Here is a 20,800-nt window from a genome sequence, read left to right as displayed (position 1 = left end):
GTTTATGTAACTAAGTCTTTAGCGAGGATAAATCCTCATGAGAAATCAATTACAGTTACATATTCTAACATTTAAGAAGGAATTTAGATTATTTTTCAACGAATGCACGTTCAATCACGTAATCGCCCAGAACGCCCATACGTGGAGATTCTTTCAGACCGTGTTGGTCCAGCAGTGCAGCAACATCGTCCAGGAATGCAGGAGAACCACATAGCATTGCACGGTCAGTTTCAGGATTGAAACGGGGTAGTCCGATTTTCTCGAATAATTGACCAGATTCAATCGCAGTGGTTACACGACCTTGCGTATGGAACTCTTCACGAGTAACAGTTGGGTAATACACTAATTTTTCTTTAGCACCCAATTCACCAAAGAATTCGTGGTTTGGAATTTCGTTAAGAATCAAATCTTGATAAGCCAGTTCTGAAATGAAACGTGTACCGTGAACCACGATGATTTTTTCAAAACGTTCATAAGTTTCTGGATCACGGATTACAGAAAGGAAAGGTGCAAGACCAGTACCCGAAGAAAGCAGGTACAAGTTTTTACCTGGGTTTAAGTCATCAAGAACCAGCGTGCCTGTAGGCTTTTTAGAAACCAAGATTTCGTCGCCAACTTTTACTTTTTGCAAAATAGAAGTAAGAGGACCATCTGGCACTTTAATAGAGAAAAACTCTAGCTCTTCTTCATAGTTTGCACTTGCAATTGAATATGCACGCATTAAAGGCTTGCCATTGACTTCAAGACCGATCATCACAAACTGACCGTTTTTAAAACGTAATGCAGTGTCACGAGTCGTTTTAAAAGAGAATAAAGTGTCATTCCAATGGTGGACGTGAGTAATCTTTTCGACGTTAAAAGCAGCCATTAAAGGTCTCAATAAGTTATCAAATTAGAACAGGTTGCTATTCTAATCTAAATTCATTCTCTATAAACTGAATATATTTAATTGAGCTTATCAAAAAAAGTGATTATGACCGAACTCACTCTGCCGATTATTGGCTATATGCATTCTCCCTATAAAGAAAAGTTTGGCATCCCGCGTCAGCCTAATTTGGTACAGGTTGAAAGCTATATTGAAATGACTGGCCCATATAATGATTTACTCGCATTTGAAGGTATCGAAGAGTTTAGTCATCTCTGGTTAGTCTGGCAGTTTCATGATAATAAAAATCAGCAGAGCCAGCAATTTCGTCCGCAGGTTCGTCCACCCCGTTTAGGTGGTAACAAGAAAATAGGTGTATTTGCTACACGTAGTATGTACCGTCCTGCACCCATTGGTTTATCAGTCGTGAAATTAAATCGTGTCGAAAAAGTCGGTAAAAATGTCCGGGTTTATGTCACAGGAAGTGACCTGTTAGATGGAACGCCGATTATAGACATTAAACCCTATATTCAATATTCGGATGCAGTACCTGAAGCGCAAAGTGGCTACGCGCAAGATGAACCATCACGTAAGTCCGTGATGTGGAGTAAGGACGCTGAACAGCAAAAAAAATTATTATTAGAAAAAGGAACAATATCTACTCAATTGCTAGAAGAACTTGAAGCCGTTTTATCTCTCGATCCTAGACCGGCATATCAGGATGATGAGAACCGGGTTTATGGAATGAAGTTTGCGGACTTGGATGTGAAATTTAAAGTTACTTTAGCTGATATTGTAGTCGATCAGTTAATTTTTTGAATTTTTAAAATGAAATACTGATTTAAAAATAGGAACCTCAACTAAATTGGAGTCCCTATTTAATATGAATATAAAGCACTCGAAGTACTTTATATCACGTTATTATGAGTATTTTTTAATTTGCTTTCTTAATTCTTCAGATGCAATATTATTAAATAAAGTGCATGCATTCTCTTGTAAAGTTGCATACTCCTGTAGAGCTGGTTTGTCCTGAGCAGATGCTGAATTAACCAGTGCTTTAGATGCGGCTAAAATATTTTTAATATTATATTCTTCTCCAGCTGGATGATAATCAACTTCATAATATTTGCTCTTATATTCAGCTAGTCCCCATTGCTGATCTTCTCTAAGATCTAGATATGCTATAGCATCCTTGAAAGTATGTTTGGCATATTTACTATCTTTTGAAATATCAGCCCATTCAAGTTTCAAATAATCTTGTACATAATCTTCAAGTGAATATTTATATAGCTCAATATATTTTTGTGAGTTATCAATAGTTTGAAATTGAATACAAGTAGATCCGGTAGGGAATATTGAATTAGAAAGTACTCGATAAAAATCTTCCCCTTTTTCTCCCATAGGGTAGGTATCGAGTAAATTATATTTTAAATTGACATAATGCTCTGGACTGAGGACTTGAGCAATATTTTTACCACTAATATCAAAGACCTTGAATGTAAGTGTACTGCTTAATCCTGTGGAATTAATTGGAGAATATGGAACTTGCTTCCAGGTGGTTGCATTAGCCGTAATAGTCCCTTGCAATTTGCCATAGGTCGCATGTGTAGAACCGTGATCATATAATCCATTTTCAGTTAGATAGAAAGTTTCACTTTCATCCCAGCCTGTTGTCTCATCAACTTTAATATAGACATTCCCTTGATCAAAGGTTAGCTGTTCAATTTCATAATTTAGATCCGAGTCGGAATATTCATCAATATAGAATGATGACCATTGTTGGAAGCCAGGTTTTGTAAGGGTAGTATTTCCAGTTCCAGTTCCAGTTCCAGTATTACCGCCATTTGAATCAGAAGATGAACCCCCACCACACGCACTTAGCATGAATGCACTAAAAATTGCGAGTGATAAATTCTTAAATTTCATAAAAATCCCTATAAAAAATCGTAGTAATAAAATTGTTTTTTAAAATAAAGCAGACTAATTATAGCGAATAAATATAAAAATTAAATTTGCAAAATATATAAAAATTAACTATTTAAATATACTTAACAATCAAAATACCATCCACCACAAAATACCAATCAACACCGCCATATGCAAAATCTGTACTGGCGCAAAGTACAGGGAAAATTTGAAACCACCTGTTACAGCAGCATTGACTGACTTGGCTACAGCATGTGCGCCCAGCCCCAAAAGCAGGGCATAGATCAGCCGGGTATTGGATGGATCTCCTTGAATGACCACACTGGCCATTGCGGCATGAATTTCAAATAAGGACGCAAATAAAGTACCAGCCAGAAGACCAGCATTGCCCAGTAATATTTCCAACCCGTAAACTCCAGCCTGAATCAGGGTTAATGCAGCAGCGATAATCACAGCTTCTTTGAGACTAAACATTTTACTATCAGAAGATTCTGGAGACTCCTGATTTTTAGCAGGTTCAGCTTTATGTAATAATACAAATGCACATGCAGCCAGAATAAGCATAGCCACCAATGAAGGTAGGAGCAGAATTTTTAGCCAATCCCAGGAAACGCCTCCTACTACAATAAACAATAGAACTAATGTCGAAATGCATGACATCAGGGCAGCGCCAGCATTGGATTTTGCATCCATTTCACCTTTACGGACCTGTATCCCTAATTGAGCAATAGTTGCGGTACTGGAAACAAACCCCGAGGCAATTGAAGACAATATCAAGGCATTTTTAGTCGAGAAGAAACGTTTAGCGATATGTGCCAAAGCTTGAACTACCAGAATCAGAGTTACTAATTTTAAAATCAGATAAGGGTTCAGTACTTCACCCCATAAAGGCCGGTCAGGGGTTAGCGGTAAACCAATCAGAATCAAGGCTAATAATAGTAATCCATCCCTAAATTCAGCCTCAGTAATCCACTGTCCGGCAATATTATGCATAGAGTGTTTGGCCATTAAAATTATCGTGATCAGAACTGCTAGTCCTGCAGCCAGAGGAATATTCCACAGACAAATCGCCCCAATAAAATAGGTCATGATAAAGGCCAATTCAGTGGTTATCCCAGGGTCTTCTATCTGATTTCGGATAGAAAAAATGACAATACCGCCAATAATGAGTGCACCGGCCAGACCCATTGCCATTCCGAATAAAAAGCACAATGCGCCTAATAAAGCACAGATCGCAAAAGAGCGTAGCCCTGCAAAACTGGCCTGTTCTTCACGCTGTTTATGCCGTTCACGTTCCAGACCAATCAATAAGCCACATCCTAAGGCGGCGGTCAGGAGGGTAAGCAGCTCATGAAAGGAACTACTTTCATTTAAGGGAACTACGTTTAAATCCATACCCGGTCTCAGCGATTGAATAAGATATCCTGATTGAAATATAGGCGAAAAATTGACACATCGACAAGCAGAAAAAGGTTATGACCTCAAACCCATGTGATGTGTTTATCATTTATGAGAAACAATATTGCTTTTAAGTTTGGAAGTCGCGATGGAATGCGAAAAACAGGAAAAACTTGTTATAGTGGAGGCAGTTTTGGGGACCATCGATCATGAAATTTGATTTTGAAATTGATACAGGCTGGTGTTTGGATCAGCTTTTAAAAGACGGAAAAATAACTGAACGTGACCGGATGCGAGTTCAGACCACACATCGTCAACGTGAACAAATAAAATGGCATCCCTTGCAATGGATCGCGCACTTTAGTCTGGTTGATCAGTCCCATCCTCAAAGTACTTTGACACTCAACCGCTTATGCCAGTGGCTGGCAGAAAAAACCGGTTTAATGTTCTATATTATCGATCCGCTCAAAGCTGATGTGCAGGCCTTGACCAATGTTATGTCACAGGAATATGCATTGCGTAACCGTATTCTGGCAGTAGAAATTCAACCAGATAAAGTTCTGATTGCTACAGATCAGCCTTATAAAACTGAATGGGTCTCAAACCTCGAACAGAATATTGCACCAAAAAAAATTGAACGGGTATTGCTCAATCCGGAACAGCTCCAGCGTTATATTGTTGAATATTATCAGGTGAGTCGTGCAGTCAGTGGCTCACAAAAATCATCTGCTTATGACCGGGAAAATAAAGGCGTAGAAGCCTTACTGCAACTGGGTGATTCACAGAATCCGGATGCCAATGACCAGCATATCGTGAAACTGGTAGACTGGGTGCTGCAATTTGCCTTTGAGCAGGGTGCCAGTGATATTCATATGGAACCGCGCAAAGACACCGGCAAGATCCGTTTCCGGATTGATGGAGTATTGCATACCATCTATAACATGCCAGCCAATACCTTGACCGCAGTTATTTCCCGAATCAAGATTCTGGGCCGGATGAATGTGGCAGAAAAACGTAAACCACAGGATGGTCGTTTAAAAACTCGGACTCCAAAAGGGCAGGAAACAGAACTGCGTTTATCGACCTTACCCACCGCATTTGGTGAAAAGCTGGTAATGCGTATATTTGACCCAGAAGTTCTGGTCAGAAGTTTTCAGCAGCTCGGTTTCGAAGGGCATCTGCTCAATGACTGGAATAATCTGACCAGCCATAGTCACGGTATTATTCTGGTCACCGGACCGACCGGTTCTGGTAAAACCACCACACTGTATTCCACTTTAAAGCAGCTTGCGACTGAGCAGGTGAATGTCTGCACGATTGAAGATCCGATCGAGATGCTGGAACCGAGCTTCAACCAGATGCAGGTCAATAACGGAATTGAGCTGGGCTTTGCTGATGGCGTGCGTGCGCTGATGCGTCAAGATCCGGACATTATCATGGTCGGGGAGATCCGTGATCAGGATACTGCCAATATGGCGATTCAGGCGGCATTGACCGGTCACCTGGTTCTATCGACTTTACATACCAATGATGCACCGTCGAGTCTGACCCGTCTGCATGATCTGGGCGTACAACCATTTTTAACAGCAGCGACTATCCTGGGGGTTTTGGCCCAACGTTTGGTACGTCAGCTGTGTCCACACTGCAAGCAGGAGAGTTTTCTGGATGAGCAGGAATGGCAACATCTGGCAGTGGACTATCCTTTACCACGTCCGGAATTTGTTTTTAAAGCAGTCGGTTGTGAAGAGTGTCGTCATACTGGTTATAAAGGCCGAATCGGGATTTATGAGTTTATGCCGCTTAGCCTGACCACCAAGCAATTGATCGGAGCGGATGCTAACCTGAATCAGTTACGTCAGCAGGCAAAAAAAGAAGGGGTAGAACCTTTACGGATTGCCGGTGCTCGCAAGATTCTGGAAGGGGTCACCACGCTTGAAGAGGTCTTAAGAGTTGTGCCATTAAATTAATTCTAAAGATGAAGCGATCTTAAGATTCAATTCATCTTCGGCTGTTTTAATAGCATTATCGAAACAGGGCAAGACTTTAAAAAGAGGTAACTGCAATGAAAATGATGATGAATACTGTTTTAGCAGCAGCATTAATGGGTTCAATTGGGACTGTCGCAGTTGCGAGTAGTGAAACTGCGGTGAATCAGGCTGCATTTGCTAAAACGACTACAGTTAAGCAAGCATTGACCATGAAAGATGACAGCAAGGTTCAGCTGAAAGGTTATGTGGTAAAAGCTGTCGGTGATGAAAAATACCAGTTCCGTGACAATACTGGCACCATCACTGTCGAAATTGATGATGAACTTTGGCAAGGTAAACCAGTATCAGCTAAAACACCTGTGGTAATCATTGGTGAAGTAGACATTGACTATAAACCTGCGAAACGTGTTGAAATTGATGTCGACCAAGTTCAGTTCTAATTCCAGCATGATTTCCTGAACTGAATCTGAAGACAGCAACAAAAAACCACATGCAAGTTACCAAAAAGCATGTGGTTTTTTTTGAGTCTAAAACTTTTTCAAGACAAGATAGAAAGATAAAACAAGCGGAGTATAGCATGCGTATTCTTTTGGCAGAGGATGATGAATCTCAGGCGGAAAGTATTCAAACCTGGCTGGAAATGGACGGTTATGTAATTGATCGGGTCGATCGAGGGGATCATGCCATTCTGGCAATTGAACAGCATCAGTATGACTGTATTTTGCTGGACCGTGGCCTGCCGAATGCAACCGGAGACGACATTCTTAAAAGCTTGCGCAATAAACAGAAAGATACACCTGTTATCTTTATCACCGCCAAGGACAGTATTCATGACCGGGTCGCAGGACTTGATTTGGGGGCCAATGATTATCTGGTAAAACCCTTTAGTCTGGAAGAGCTTTCCGCTCGCGTGCGTGCCCAGCTCAGACAAAAACAGCAAATGCCAAATCATGTCCTGCAGTGGCAGGATCTTAGTCTGGACACCCAGGCCAAGACAGTAATGAAGGCGGGGCAGAGTATTAATCTGACTGCAAAAGAATTCCAGATTTTATATAAGCTGATGCAAAAACCAGAACATATCATTACCCGGGAACAGCTGGAAGAATCACTCTATGCCTGGGGAGATGAAATCGAAAGCAATGCGATTGAAGTCTTTATTTATCAGCTACGTAAAAAAATTGGCAGTCAGATGATCAAAACTATTCGTGGCTTGGGCTACCGGATGCATAAACCCGAGGCCTCCATATGAAGGCACCCATTTCCCTGCAAAGTCGGCTGATTCAACATGCCATGTTCAGTTCCATACTGGCAGGATTTCTGGCGTGGCTGCTGTTATTGGGAATTTCCAGTTATCAGGCGATTGATCTGCATGATGACCTGATGGAGGAAATTTCAGAGTTACTTCTGGGAGATGTTAATCAAGCCAAAAATGCGCAGGTCGATGAAATCAGTGAGCAGTTTGATATTCAATATGCCTTACTACTGAATCAGCAAGTACTGACCACTTCAATTGATGATGAACTGATTTATGAGATACCAGTTGCACAGAAAAATGGATTTCACTTTGATTATGAAAATGGTCATTTTATTCGCATTCTGATTGCTGAAGATCAAGACTTGAAAGTGAAAGTGGTACAACCGCTTTCGGTACGCTTTGATGAGCTTTGGCAAACGACTTTAGGTTTCGCCGGGATTTTATTTATCCTATGGATATTACAGTGGCTGATTTTACGTTTTGCCATTAAGCGGCAATTAAGACCTTTAAATAAAATTTCCCGAGAAATCGGTTCTAAATCTGCACAGGATCTCAGTCCGGTTCAAAGTCCTGATCCTGAGATTACTGAATTGCAACCGATTATCCGTCAGCTGAATGCCATGTTGAGCAGGCTGGAAAAGTCATTGGCTGCCGAGCAACGTTTTACTGCCGATGCTTCACATGAGTTGCGTTCCCCATTGTCTGCCATTCAAATGCGTTTACAGGTGCTGAAACGTAAATATCAGGAAGATGCTCAACTTAGGCAAGCGTTACAGATGATTCAGAATGACGTCAACCGCGGAACGCAGATTCTGGAAAACTTACTGCTATTGGCTCGGCTTGATCCAGAACATGCAGAGCAGTTGCCCAAACAGCAGGTGAATCTTAAAGTATTGGTTCAGGAGGTCTTACAAGCTTTACAACCTTTTGCTCAGGAAAAAGAGATCCACTGGAACTTAAAACTTGAAGATGCAGTGATTGAAGCAAATGCAGAGCTGATTTTTAGCTGTATCCGCAATCTGGTTGATAATGCCATTCGTTATACGCCGATGCAGGGACAGGTCGAAATCAGGACGATAGTTGAAGGTCAGAATTTACAACTTATGATTGAAAATTCGGGAGAGGGAATTCAGGAAGAAGTTGTTCAACGTTTAGGTGAGCGTTTTTACCGCGCCTTGGGCACGCGAACACAAGGTTCAGGTTTGGGACTGTCGATTTGTCAAAAGATTATGCAGTTACATACGGCCAAGATTGATTATGCGCCGTCAGTTTTGGGTGGGCTTAAAGTTTCATTAATTTTTCAATCTGAAGAATAAAGATATTAGATATAGCAATTAAAAAAAGCAGTATGCGCTGATTCATACTGCCTGTTCCCACGTTTATTATTTTTGGAGTATTTAAATTACTTAGTCAGGATGAGACGATTGTTACGAGTCAAACGTAGACGGTATTCTTCACCCGCATGCATGATCCGGATTTCTCGTCCTAGCGCAAATAAATTGTTCGAATGCAACATCGGTAGCGCATGCTGAGTATCATTATTGCGGGTAAATAGGCTAAATGGTGCGTTCATTCCGTCGACTCCGTGGTGTGTTTTGGATTGATTTAAATGATAATCATTATCGAATAGATCTGTCAACGAATAATTGCTGCATTTATAAAAAACTCTAATTTGCTTACAATCTGTAAAACTTCAATAGTTCAGAACATTATGTCTAAAGCCACAATTCATGTCGCAATCGCTATTTTATTTCATCACAATCAGGTTCTGGTCGGTTGGCGTGAAGCTAAACAGCATCAGGGCAATAAATATGAGTTTCCAGGCGGAAAAGTAGAACAGGGCGAATTGCCTATAGAGGCATGTCGACGTGAAGTGATTGAAGAAGTCGGAATTGACATCGAACAATGGCAGGCTTTTGATTTTATTTCGCATGAATATGAAGATGTCATCGTCAATCTGCATATTTTCCATGCTTCGGTTCAGCCAGAACAATTAGCTGGAATCAAGCAGCCTTGGCGCTGGTATAGCCGGGATGAACTCAGTGAGCTGAACTTTCCTAAAGCCAATCAGGCCATGATTCAAAAGCTGCAATGGCCGAGAAAGATCAAAATTTCTGAAGACTTGAGTCACCTGAATAATCTGGAAACAGACCAGATGCTGTATTGGCGAGTAATGGCCAGCCCTGAACACATTAGCCAGTTACAGCAGATTCCAGTCGATCAGTTATCCAGATTGATCATTAATCAGGAACTTTGGTCACAATTGAATGAATTGCAGCAGCAAACCATTCGTACGCTTCACCTGAAACAGTCTCAATTGATGCAACTGCAAAAAGGGGAGTTAGCTGGTGGCTATCGTTATCTTGCAGCCTGTCACGATCTGGAAGCATTAAAACATGCAGAAAACATAGGCTGTGAAGCAGCTTTACTCAGCCCGGTACTGGCAACAGAAACACATCCTGATACCGCAGCTTTAGGCTGGGAAAAATTTAAACAGATGGCTGAACAGGTACAGATTCCTGTATTTGCCTTAGGCGGTATAAAAGCTGAAGATCTAGACCATGCTCAAAACCAGCATGCTTATGGGATTGCAGGGATCCGTTATGTTTAAGTCAGAAACTTATTATAAATAACCGGGCTCACGCCAGGGCCTTAAAATTTCTTTAAGGCCTGCTGAGCTTGCTGAATGGCTTTGGTGTTTTTTTGCAGTTGAGCTGCTTTCAGGCGCACCTGCCAGAGCTGCTTTTTCATTGCATTGGTCTGCGCATAGCTCAAACCACGTAAGGCGAAAGCATCTGCACGGGCCGGCTGGTTTTTACGGTTTGCGATCAAGCCAAGATACAGATAAGTTTCTGAAGCTTGGGGCGCCAAACGCTGAGCTTGTACTGCAGAAGTTTCAGCTTGATTATATTGCTGCTTGCTATAGGCCTGCTGAGTTTGCTGCATCAATTTTTTAAATGCAGGTAAGTTACGTCCATCATCAAACTTTTGTGCCTGAGGCTTTTGCTCAGGGATCACAATCTTCTGACGTTTAATCTCCGGTCGATCATAGGGCGTAATCACTACACCATCAGGTGTAGAGGGTTTTGGTTTCTGCTGAACCGGAGGTTTAGTAGGAGCCGCAGGCTGTTCTGGCTCCGACATGCTTTGGCAGCCCACCAGACCGAGGATGAGCAGACCAGGAATCAATTTTCTTAACATAAACATAGACTCAATTATTGGCTATAACTTCCACTCGCGATAATACGGGTTTGTTTAGCAACTTCGCGTTCTATTTCTGTTTCACTTTCTTGTATATAACGACTGAGATCATCATCTTCCTCATCTTCTGGTGAAGGTTCTGAATCAATCGTATAAGGTTCAGTGGCGTAATGCGAGATGCCACAAGCAGTTGCCTGATTAGGCAAGGCATGACGTGAAATCGGAATATACATGGCACCATCACAGCCTTGGGCAGTCAGTTTACCTGTATAACGGTCCAGCCAGTGCCATTCAATTTCATTAGGCTGAGCCAGATTCACCGGCTTCTGATGCAGCTGTTTCATGACATTGGTCCAGACCGGAAGTGCACCTGAAGAACCGGTTAATCCAGTGACTTTGTTGTCATCCAGACCTAACCAGACCACTGTCATATAGTTGCCAGAATAACCTGCAAACCATGAATCACGGGTATCGTTTGTCGTACCCGATTTACCCGCCAGATTCAGGTTGCGTGGCAAACTGTTATAGGCAGAACGACCGGTACCACTCGACATGACCTGTTGTAAACCATAATTCAGAGCATAGGCTGATGCTGGATCAATCGTCGGCTGAACACTTAAGCTGTAACGTTCAAGCGAGCGGCCATTCGCATCGACTACAGAACGAATCGATTTCACCGGATATTTAAAGCCACCTGTTGCGAAGTTACCGTAAATATTCATCACTTCCATCGGTGACATGTCTACTGCACCTAAATAAATAGATGGATAAGAAGGAATGTCAGAAGTCACACCGAATTTTTGCAGATGGTTAATAAAGGTCGACAGGCCAAATTCCTGTGCCAAACGTACCGCAGACAGGTTATAGGATTGTGACAGGGCAAGAGACATCGGTACTACACCATGTGCGCTACCACTATAGTTTTTCGGTGTCCAGGGTTTGCCATCACTTTGAATGGTGATCTGACTGTCTTCAATTGGACTGGCCCAGTGATAACGATTCGATTCTAGTGCTGTCAAATAAATCACCGGTTTGAGTAATGAACCCACCTGACGCTTGGCATCTAAAGCACGGTTAAAACCGGTAAAGTCCTGGGTAGAACCTACCGCTGCAACCAGTTCGCCATTTTCAGGGTGTGCGACCAGAACAGCGCCCTGCAAATCTTTTAGACGGCCTGGATTGGCTTTGCTTAAACGGGCTACACTTTCCTTAAAGCTGTCTTGAATTCGGGTTTGTGCCAATGGATCTAAGGTTGTGAAAATACGCAGACCCTGGTTGGTTAAATCAGTTTCCTGATATTCGGTACGCAACTGACGGCGAACGATATCCAGAAAATCCGGGAAGCGAGCAGGGCCTAAAGTTGGTTTGGAAATGACGTTCAGCGGACGGGCAGTTTCTGTTTCATACTGATCTTGGGTCAGATTACCCATTACCAGCATATTATTTAGAACCACATCACGACGTTTTTTCGCAAGTTCAGGATTACGCCATGGGTTATACAGGCTTGGACCTTGTACCAGACCGACTAAAAAGGCCTGTTGAGAAATATTCAGTTCACGTAACGGCAAGCCAAAATAAAATTGTGAAGCCAGACCATAACCGTTTACAGAATAGTTGCCATTTTGGCCCAGATTCACTTCATTTAAATAGGCTTCCAGAATCTCATCTTTGCCATAATGCAATTCAATCAGCATTGCCATAAAGGCTTCATTCACCTTACGTTTTAAGGTGCGTTCTGGTGTTAAGTAGAAATTCTTGACCAGCTGCTGGGTGAGGGTTGAACCACCTTGACGTTTACCACCAGTAATATTACTTACCACTGCACGTGCAATCCCGCGTGGAGATACACCATGGTGATTGTAGAAATTACGGTCTTCAGTGGCAATTAATGCGTCAATTAACGGTTTAGGCACTTTATTGAGCTTAATCAGCACACGGTCTTCATTATGCTGTGGATAAATACCACCAATCAATAAAGGTTCCAGACGGGCAATCCCGCTAGAAGAGGGTTTGGTCGCACTTACTTCAGCAATCTGATCGCCATTAAAGCTGACTTTCAATACCTGTTCAGGTTCAACGCGATCGCCAAAATCAAAGCCACGGGTATGCACATACATGGTATTGCCAGTGCTGACAAAGCTGCCCGATTTGGTATAGCTGTCCGAACCTTTATAACCCAGTAATTTTAATTCTTGTTGGAAATCCTGCTGGCTGACCGGGGCATTTACATACACTTCCATCGGGCGTGCGAAAACCTTGGCCGGAATATCCCAGCGTTGGCCTTCAAATTTTTCACGCACAATATTATCTAATTTAATCAAATAGATACTAAATGCTACAAATGCAGAAATGACTAGAATGGAGAAGATTAAGGCAATGAACCCCATACCTCGTTCAGATTTCATAAATGACGATAAGACCCTGTGAAATTGTGCTAATCATGCGAAGCTTTTCATTATTTTGCAATATTTAATCAATTATTGAGATTAAAATTAAAATTAAACTTCACATTTTCTCCTTAATTTCAATCTATTTCAATTCAATCCTGCACAGCTTTGTCATGTTATAAATTGTCATCCTATTCAAGCTTAATGTTATGATAAGCAGGATTCGAAGCGGAGCGACGACACTGGTGCAAATTTCCCACAAGACATTTCGAAATATCGGGTTGATTGGACGCCCGGATAAATCTTCAGTGGTTGAAACCTTATGCCTGATCCACGATCATCTGCTCAATTTAGGTCTACATCCTGTTTTTGATGCAGATACAGCTGAACTGGTTCCTTATCAGAATACCCAAACAGTTAGCCGCGCCTTGTTGGGTGAAGTGGTTGATCTAGTCATTGTGGTAGGTGGGGATGGTTCACTGTTACATGCAGCGCGGGCATTGGTAAAATACAATACGCCAGTGATCGGGGTGAACCGTGGTCGTTTGGGCTTCCTGACCGATATCAAGCCAACTGAAGTCATCTTTAAACTGGATCAGGTATTAAAAGGTGATTTTCAGGCAGAACGCCGTTTCCTGCTGGAAATGGAAGTTCGCTCCAAAGGTGAAATCATCTATGATGCGATTGCACTGAATGATGTGGTCTTGCACTCGGGCAAATCGGTACACATGATTGATTTCGAGCTGAATATTGATGGACAATATGTCTATCGTCAGCATAGTGATGGTCTGATTGTATCTACACCGACCGGATCGACAGCCTATGCACTGTCCGGTGGTGGACCGATTGTGCATCCAAGCATGGATGCAATTGTGCTGGTGCCGATGCATCCGCATACCTTGTCTTCACGTCCGATTGTAGTCGGAGGGCATAGTGAAATTAAACTGATGATTCGTGAAAATCGCGTACTGCCGATGGTGAGTGCGGATGGACAACACAGTGTGTCTTTGAATGTTGGCGATAGCGTCCATATTCGTAAGCATCCCTTTAAACTGAATCTTCTGCATCCGCCAGGTTATGACTTCTATAATGCATGTCGAACCAAACTGGGCTGGAATCAGGACTTCGACTATCTTAAGCAGGATTAAATATGAATATTGAACAAATGCTTGCCGTACTCAATCCTGAGATTGTAGAACGCTTAAGAACAGCCATTGAAATTGGCAAATGGCCAAATGGTGTAGCACTGACTCAGGAGCAGCGTCAGACCTGTATGCAGGCTGTCTATGCCTGGGAAATGAAAAACCTGCCAGAAACCGAACGTAGCGGTTATATCGATCGTGGCACTAAAGAAGAAGGCGAACAATGTGATGATGATCATCACAAAAATGAGCCGGAATTTAAACCGATCCGTTTCGTTTAATCGAAACCGAAAAAAAGACCACAGATGTGGTCTTTTTTAATGTCTGTTTTTTGGTTTGATCAAACTGAAAGACGGCTATTCCAGAGTTCTCTGGCTTTTTGCATCGCCGCTTCATAGCTGTCATATTCGCCCATGGTATACAGTGCAATGCCCATAGTTTCAACCACTGCGATTTCCCCATATTCATGTGAGCGTTGACCTTCCCATACTTGCTTAAACACAGCTAGATCCAGCTCTTCTTCAATCGGACTACGGTTGTCAGTCAGTTTTGGTAATTCGTGCTCATAAAGTTCGCCATTCTTAATTCCACAGATTAAAGTTTTGGCATCCGGGTTACGTTCGAACTCACCACCTTCACCTTTAATGACTGCACTATTTTGATAGCCTAACTTATAAGCGGACTGCTGATGTGAACTACGATAAGCAGGGTGGAAAATGGCTTGTAAAGTCGCTTTGGCATTAAATGGATTAATCAGGCGTGCCAGCGTATGAATCGGAGAGCGTAAGCCCATGACATTACGTAGCCCGATCAACTCAGCCAGAATTGGAGAGATCACCTCCAATGGCAGGTAAGCAAAATGTTTGTCTTTAAGCTGCTGTTCCACCTCAACATCATTTTGGCAGATCGGATAGCCTAAGTAGTTAAGTACCTGTTCGGTATAGACCCGATTCAAGGTATGACCTGAAGCACCATGCATCACGATATTATAGCCATGCTTAGCAAGGGTAAGCGCAGCCAGAATGAACCAAGGATAATGTTTGCGTTTACCTGCATAAGATGACCAGTCCAGATCAACATCAAGCGCCTTAAAATTCAGTTGGTCCCGGGTCGCTTGCACAAAGCCTGCGAGTTCATCAACGGATTCTTCTTTGACGCGTAATAGCATCAGAAAAGCGCCCAGTTGTACGTCCAGTACTTCATTTTTCAGGATCATGCTAAAAGCCTGATAGGCTTCTTCATAGCTTAAAGAACGTGCACCATTTTTTCCCTTGCCAATAATACGAATAAACTGGGCAAAAGGATGTTCGGTATCTTTATAAATATTTCGCTTTGTGTTCATACAGATAGATCAGTCATATTCATCAAGTATTGGCATATTTTACGCTGATATTGGTATTTCACCTTCTTATTTTGCAGAATTATTAGAGTTTTATAAGACTATAGTCTAAGAAGTATTGTTTAGTATTTAGGCAAATTTAACATTTCGGGTTAAACAAAAGTCTAAAAAGCGGTTAAAATTTCACGCAATTCTTGTGTTTGCTTTATCTCCTGATCAATGCACTGACTTTTCTTAAAGATCGGTGTTCCTGTGATTGTTAAACGTACATACACATTCTAATTTCAGTATCAGATTAATTTTTTGATACATAGGCACTTTTTTGTTTCAGACAATGAAGTATTGGACGCTTGTTTTTTAAAAATAAGTGAAAACTGAATATTGCTTCTGGTTAGAAGTATATCGTGAAGTAAGGTTATGGCTAAAAAACCAATTTATAAGTCGCTTTATTTTCAAGTGATTGTAGCCATTATTGCGGGTATCCTCGTCGGACATTTCTCGCCAAGTGGTACACAAATCATTAATGGTGCAGAACAATATGTTCCAGGTCTGGGCGAACAACTAAAGCCACTGGGTGATGCATTTATCCGTTTAATTAAAATGATCATCGCACCTGTGATTTTCTGTACCGTGGTTAGCGGTATCGCAGGCATGGAGAGCATGAAATCAGTCGGTAAAACTGGTGGTGTCGCGCTACTTTACTTCGAAATCGTATCAACAATGGCACTGATCATTGGTCTTCTGGTGATTAATATTGCCAAGCCAGGCGTTGGGATGAATGTTGATCCGGCATCGCTGGACACGGCCGGGATTTCTAAATATGTAGAGTCGGGTGCTTCTCAGTCTACCGTTGATTTCTTTATGAATATCATTCCAAATACGGTGGTTGGTGCATTTGCTGAAGGTGAAATCCTGCAAGTCCTTTTATTTGCGATCCTGTTCGGTTTTGCATTACACAAACTGGGTGCACAAGGTAAGCCAGTTCTTAAACTGGTAGATCAGATTTCACATGTGTTCTTTAACATCGTGAACATGATCATGAAACTTGCGCCTATTGGTGCATTTGGTGCGATGGCTTTCACGATCGGTAAATATGGGATCGGTTCTCTGGCGCAATTGGCCCAGTTGATCATCTGCTTCTATATCACCTGTTTGCTGTTTATCTTTATTGTGCTGGGTTCAATTGCGCGCTTTACTGGCTTTAGCATTATCAAGATGATTCGCCTGATTCGTGAAGAGCTGTTGATTGTACTCGGTACTTCATCGTCTGAATCTGTATTGCCACGTATGTTAAAAAAACTTGAGCTTGCAGGTGCAGAAAAGTCAGTGGTAGGTCTGGTCATTCCAACAGGTTATTCGTTTAACCTGGATGGTACTTCGATTTACCTGACAATGGCGGCAATCTTCATTGCACAGGCGACCAATACGCAACTTGATTTGTCTCACCAGATTACTTTGCTTCTCGTATTGCTTATTTCTTCTAAAGGTGCAGCGGGTGTAACTGGCTCAGGCTTTATCGTGATGGCAGCAACTTTAGCCGCTGTAGGTAATATTCCGGTTGCAGGTTTGGCCTTGATTCTCGGTATTGACCGCTTCATGTCTGAAGCCCGTGCCTTGACTAATCTGGTCGGTAACTCTTTGGCGACTCTGGTTGTAGCAAAATGGGTTGGTCAGTTAGACATGGACAAGCTGAACTATGCATTAGCAAATCCGGCTGAAATTGATGAAAAAATGGCGCAGGAAGGCAACAACGCTCCTTAAGTTTGAGTTCGTCTTGTAGGTCATAAAAAGGAAGCTTCGGCTTCCTTTTTTTATTTTTATCTGACTGTGAAGTTAGCGAAAAAACAGGTCAGGCACATGACAGCCTTTATAAAAATAGTTAGCCTGTGCACAGGAAATAAAACGATAAACACGATAAGGATAAAAGAATGCTGGCTTACGATGCTGACCTGGAACTTTTCCGCGACAATTTCAAACGCTTTATGAATGAACATGTAGCGCCTTACTATGAAGAGTGGGAGCGTGAAGGCATGATGCCGCGTTCAGTCTGGAATGCGATGGGTGAAAATGGCTTCTTATGTGTCGATGTCCCGGAAGAATATGGTGGCTACGGTGTTCCGACTCACTATTCCCTGATGTTGATTGAAGAGTCAGCTCGAGCAGGCTATAGCGCAATCTCAACCGGTCTGTCTTGTCACTCGGATATCGCAGCGCCGTATATCCTGCATATTGGTACTGAAGAACAGAAAAAATACTGGTTACCGAAAATGGTATCTGGTGAGGTAGTGGGTGCGATTGGCATGACTGAGCCGGGTGCAGGTTCTGATTTGCAAGCCATGCGAACCAATGCCATCTTGCAGGATGACCATTATCTGTTGAATGGTTCTAAAACTTTTATCTCCAATGGTCAGCATGCTGACTTAGTCGTATTAGCCGTGAAAACCGATCCACAAGCACGCGCCAAAGGTGTGTCTTTGATGCTGGTGGATACGCATCTGGAAGGCTTTAAAAAAGGCAAGAATCTGGACAAGATTGGTCTGCATTCACAGGATACTTCAGAGCTGTTCTTTGATAATGTCAAAGTACCGAAAGATCAGTTGCTGGGTCAGCCAGGTCAGGGCTTCGTCTATCTGATGCAGGAACTCCCACGTGAACGTACTGCTATTGCTGCTACTGCACTGGGCGCCATTCGTGGCTCGATTGATGTAACGACTCAATATGTCAAAGAGCGTCAGGCCTTTGGTCAGGCGATTGGTCAGTTTCAGAATACCCGCTTTGTACTGGCACAGGCCAAGATTGACGAGCTGGCAACAGCAGCTTTCTATAACCAGAATGTTGAGTTGTATATGCAAGGCAAGCTGGATGTTGAAACGGCAGCAGCGTTAAAGAGCTTCTCAACAGATATGCAAATGAAAGTTGCTGACAATCTGCTTCAGCTCTTTGGTGGTTATGGCTATATGACTGAATATCCGATTTCGCGTTTCTTTGTTGATGCCCGCATTCAACGGATCTATGGCGGTACCAATGAAATCATGAAAGAAATTGTTGCACGTGGTCTGCTTGGACGTTAAAAATCAACAGATAAAAAAAGAGTCCGAAATGGACTCTTTTTTTATAGAAAGAATATTCTTGAAATCTAGATATTTTATTATTTTAAGATTTTAGTACATCCAGACATTCATGAATAAAAATTGGCAAATCATTTGGCACTCGAGATGAAATCAGCTGATTATTGTCATTGACCAGTTCAACATCATAATAAGTCGCACCTGCATGTTGTACCCGAGGTGCATGCGCACGGATACTGGTAATGATGCGGTTCTTTAAAACATCTGCTTCACTGAGTAATAAAGATGCGTCACAAAGACTGAAGATGGTCTTTTTGGCCTCATTAAAAGCCTGAATGAAATGTAAGACTCGCGTATCGTTGGCGAGGGACACTGGTGATTCACCGCCTGGAATGAGTAGGGCATCAAAATCCTCAATACTGATATGATCAATTCCCCGATCAATGATTACACTCGACTGGCCATGTAGTCCATGTACGACTTTTCCGGCATGCAGTTCAATATTACAGACACTGTGCTCTGCAGCAAGTAAGGCTGCAACAGGTTCAGTATATTCAAGATCTTCAAAATTATTCGTTACAAGTACCGCTATTCTTTTTGGCATTATAGGCACCCCCAATATAGTTTTAAATTAGACTAGCGATTTAAGGTTTAAAAAACGTCTCTGCTTTGTAACCAAATAGTGATTTAGTGTAAAAAATCCAATTAAATCAAAGGAAAATGATCAAAAAAACAGTTTTCTATGTGCATTTTATTGTGAACTGTCACTCAGATTTTAAGTAGTTAAACTAGAGGAATCGAGATGGCTTTATTTTTATTTTCTTATGCTTAAAATCGTTATGTAGATTAAGAAATAGTGATATTTCATCTTGATAAAAATCAGTTAAGATGGGCGGGCAAAGTTTACAATTTGATAATGTAAAAGATGCGAAAATGCTGAAAGAAATGTTACCAGATATGACTAAAGCGATGAACGGTTAAAATCAAATCCCTGTTTTTAAGAATTAATCTACTAAAGTTATATTGTGTAACATTTGCAGCGCACTAATTGTTATACTGCACAGATAAGGTTTATGAAGGGCGACATCACGATGATCAACGACGATCAAAACACAACGGCTTCTTTAGATTTGGCTAAAATTCGTGAAGATATCGATTCAGTTGATCAACAAATCCAGCAATTGATTAACCGTCGTGCACGTTTGGCTGAGGCTGTAGCAAAAGCGAAATTCGCATCTGAAGAAAATCCGCTGTTTTACCGTCCGGAACGTGAAGCACAGGTTTTGCGCAATGTTATGGAGCGCAATGAAGGACCATTGTCAGATACGACGATGGCACGTCTGTTCCGCGAGATCATGTCGGCTTGTTTGGCGCTTGAAGCACCGCAAAGTATTGCATTTTTGGGACCTGTTGGTACCTACACACACTCAGCAGTATTGAAACATTTTGGTCATGATGCTGTGGTTCGTCCATTACCGACTATTGATGAAGTGTTCCGTGAAGTAGAAGCGGGCAGTGCACATTATGGTCTGGTGCCTGTTGAAAACTCCTCTGAAGGGGTAGTGAACCACACTTTAGACTGTTTCAAGACTTCGCATCTGAATGTGATTGGCGAAGTAGAATTACCTATTCATCACCAGTTCCTGATCTCTGAAAATACCCGTAAGGACAGTATTAAACAGATCTATGCACACCAGCAGACTCTGGCTCAATGCCGTCAATGGCTGGATGCCCATTATCCAGGTGTAGAACGTGTGGCACTCAGTTCAAATGCTGAAGCGGCACGCCGTATTCAGAATGAATGGCATTCTGCTGCGATCGCTTCTGAAATTGCTGCGAATATTTATAATCTTGAGATTATGCACAGCAATATTGAAGACAACCCAGAGAACACGACACGCTTCCTGGTGATTGGCCGTGAAAAAGTGCCACAAAGCGGCAATGATAAAACTTCATTACTGGTGTCTGCACATGACCGTGCCGGTGCATTGCTGGAAATTCTGGCTCCATTTGCCAAACACAACATTAGTCTAACCAGTATTGAAACTCGACCTGCACTTCCTGAAAAATGGGCTTATGTATTCTTTATCGATCTTGAAGGTCATATTGAGCAGGAAAATGTTAAAGCTGCGATCGAAGAAATTCGTCCGTTTGTGAAAGAAGTCCGCGTGCTTGGTTCATATCCTGCAGCTGTTTTATAAAAGCAGCCTTTCGTGGTTAGTGCGAGGGTG

At 42.1% G+C, this 20,800-nt stretch carries 19 protein-coding genes; 11 read left to right on the top strand and 8 right to left on the bottom strand.

Annotated features, from left to right (window positions below; all coding sequences use genetic code 11):
* Nucleotides 1-88: 88 nt before the first annotated feature.
* Complete coding sequence (locus tag O4M77_RS09420; protein WP_005236496.1) at nt 89-868, bottom strand: ferredoxin--NADP reductase; 780 nt, start codon at nt 866-868, stop codon at nt 89-91.
* A gap of 105 nt (nt 869-973) precedes the next feature.
* Here O4M77_RS09420 and tsaA point away from each other — a divergent pair, with 105 nt between their 5' ends.
* The gene (gene tsaA / locus O4M77_RS09415; RefSeq protein WP_323713389.1) at nt 974-1,684 is read left to right on the top strand and encodes a tRNA (N6-threonylcarbamoyladenosine(37)-N6)-methyltransferase TrmO; all 711 of its coding nucleotides are present in this window, start codon (nt 974-976) and stop codon (nt 1,682-1,684) included.
* A 102-nt stretch (nt 1,685-1,786) separates the two neighbouring features.
* On the opposite strand, the gene O4M77_RS09410 is transcribed toward tsaA, so the two are convergent.
* Nucleotides 1,787-2,791, bottom strand: coding sequence for a hypothetical protein (locus tag O4M77_RS09410; RefSeq protein WP_323713388.1), 1,005 nt, complete (start codon nt 2,789-2,791; stop codon nt 1,787-1,789).
* A 129-nt stretch (nt 2,792-2,920) separates the two neighbouring features.
* A complete protein-coding gene (locus O4M77_RS09405; RefSeq protein ID WP_323713387.1) occupies nt 2,921-4,186 on the bottom strand; it encodes an MgtC/SapB family protein in 1,266 nt (421 codons plus the stop codon).
* Nucleotides 4,187-4,398: 212 nt separating this feature from the next.
* Here O4M77_RS09405 and O4M77_RS09400 point away from each other — a divergent pair, with 212 nt between their 5' ends.
* From O4M77_RS09400 to O4M77_RS09385, 4 genes are all read left to right on the top strand, one after another.
* Nucleotides 4,399-6,156, top strand: coding sequence for a GspE/PulE family protein (locus O4M77_RS09400; RefSeq protein WP_323713386.1), 1,758 nt, complete (start codon nt 4,399-4,401; stop codon nt 6,154-6,156).
* A gap of 95 nt (nt 6,157-6,251) precedes the next feature.
* On the top strand, nt 6,252-6,617 hold the full coding sequence (locus O4M77_RS09395; RefSeq protein ID WP_034170733.1) for a NirD/YgiW/YdeI family stress tolerance protein: 366 nt from the start codon (nt 6,252-6,254) through the stop codon (nt 6,615-6,617).
* Nucleotides 6,618-6,754: 137 nt separating this feature from the next.
* Nucleotides 6,755-7,426 (top strand): response regulator transcription factor, encoded by a 672-nt coding sequence (locus O4M77_RS09390; protein ID WP_180002863.1) that lies wholly within the window; start codon nt 6,755-6,757, stop codon nt 7,424-7,426.
* Complete coding sequence (locus tag O4M77_RS09385) at nt 7,423-8,748, top strand: sensor histidine kinase (RefSeq protein ID WP_323713385.1); 1,326 nt, start codon at nt 7,423-7,425, stop codon at nt 8,746-8,748. The genes O4M77_RS09390 and O4M77_RS09385 overlap by 4 nt, the downstream gene beginning before the upstream one ends.
* Nucleotides 8,749-8,834: 86 nt before the next feature.
* Here O4M77_RS09385 and hemP read toward each other — a convergent pair whose 3' ends face one another.
* On the bottom strand, nt 8,835-9,005 hold the full coding sequence (hemP, locus tag O4M77_RS09380) for a hemin uptake protein HemP (protein ID WP_004784247.1): 171 nt from the start codon (nt 9,003-9,005) through the stop codon (nt 8,835-8,837).
* 138 nt (nt 9,006-9,143) lie between these two features.
* Here hemP and O4M77_RS09375 point away from each other — a divergent pair, with 138 nt between their 5' ends.
* On the top strand, nt 9,144-10,043 hold the full coding sequence (locus O4M77_RS09375; protein WP_125279081.1) for an NUDIX domain-containing protein: 900 nt from the start codon (nt 9,144-9,146) through the stop codon (nt 10,041-10,043).
* Between the two features lie 41 nt (nt 10,044-10,084).
* On the opposite strand, the gene O4M77_RS09370 is transcribed toward O4M77_RS09375, so the two are convergent.
* On the bottom strand, nt 10,085-10,633 hold the full coding sequence (locus O4M77_RS09370) for a tetratricopeptide repeat protein (protein ID WP_180069000.1): 549 nt from the start codon (nt 10,631-10,633) through the stop codon (nt 10,085-10,087).
* A gap of 14 nt (nt 10,634-10,647) precedes the next feature.
* Nucleotides 10,648-13,038: a penicillin-binding protein 1B gene (gene mrcB, locus O4M77_RS09365; protein WP_180011682.1), complete on the bottom strand. Its 2,391-nt coding sequence runs from the start codon at nt 13,036-13,038 to the stop codon at nt 10,648-10,650.
* 191 nt (nt 13,039-13,229) lie between these two features.
* Between mrcB and O4M77_RS09360 the strand changes: the two genes are divergently transcribed.
* On the top strand, nt 13,230-14,168 hold the full coding sequence (locus tag O4M77_RS09360; protein ID WP_125279078.1) for an NAD(+) kinase: 939 nt from the start codon (nt 13,230-13,232) through the stop codon (nt 14,166-14,168).
* Between the two features lie 2 nt (nt 14,169-14,170).
* Nucleotides 14,171-14,443: a YeaC family protein gene (locus tag O4M77_RS09355; protein WP_004784238.1), complete on the top strand. Its 273-nt coding sequence runs from the start codon at nt 14,171-14,173 to the stop codon at nt 14,441-14,443.
* A 59-nt stretch (nt 14,444-14,502) separates the two neighbouring features.
* Here the strand turns inward: O4M77_RS09355 and O4M77_RS09350 are convergent, their stop codons facing one another.
* A complete protein-coding gene (locus O4M77_RS09350) occupies nt 14,503-15,504 on the bottom strand; it encodes a glycosyl transferase family protein (protein WP_323713384.1) in 1,002 nt (333 codons plus the stop codon).
* A gap of 414 nt (nt 15,505-15,918) precedes the next feature.
* Here O4M77_RS09350 and O4M77_RS09345 point away from each other — a divergent pair, with 414 nt between their 5' ends.
* Entirely contained in the window at nt 15,919-17,262 is a 1,344-nt protein-coding gene (locus O4M77_RS09345) for a dicarboxylate/amino acid:cation symporter (RefSeq protein WP_323713383.1), read from the top strand.
* 167 nt (nt 17,263-17,429) lie between these two features.
* Nucleotides 17,430-18,572, top strand: coding sequence for an acyl-CoA dehydrogenase family protein (locus O4M77_RS09340; protein ID WP_005236468.1), 1,143 nt, complete (start codon nt 17,430-17,432; stop codon nt 18,570-18,572).
* Between the two features lie 82 nt (nt 18,573-18,654).
* Here O4M77_RS09340 and O4M77_RS09335 read toward each other — a convergent pair whose 3' ends face one another.
* Nucleotides 18,655-19,173 (bottom strand): DJ-1/PfpI family protein, encoded by a 519-nt coding sequence (locus O4M77_RS09335; protein ID WP_180018496.1) that lies wholly within the window; start codon nt 19,171-19,173, stop codon nt 18,655-18,657.
* A gap of 487 nt (nt 19,174-19,660) precedes the next feature.
* Here O4M77_RS09335 and pheA point away from each other — a divergent pair, with 487 nt between their 5' ends.
* Nucleotides 19,661-20,770 carry a prephenate dehydratase gene (pheA, locus tag O4M77_RS09330; protein ID WP_166136034.1) on the top strand — a complete coding sequence of 370 codons (1,110 nt, stop codon included), beginning with the start codon at nt 19,661-19,663 and terminating at the stop codon, nt 20,768-20,770.
* Nucleotides 20,771-20,800 lie beyond the last annotated feature (30 nt).

This window comes from Acinetobacter sp. YWS30-1 (assembly GCF_033558715.1).
Lineage (GTDB): Bacteria > Pseudomonadota > Gammaproteobacteria > Pseudomonadales > Moraxellaceae > Acinetobacter.
The sequence above is the reverse complement of the archived record's forward strand: the minus strand, read 5'-3'. Positions and strand labels throughout refer to the sequence as shown.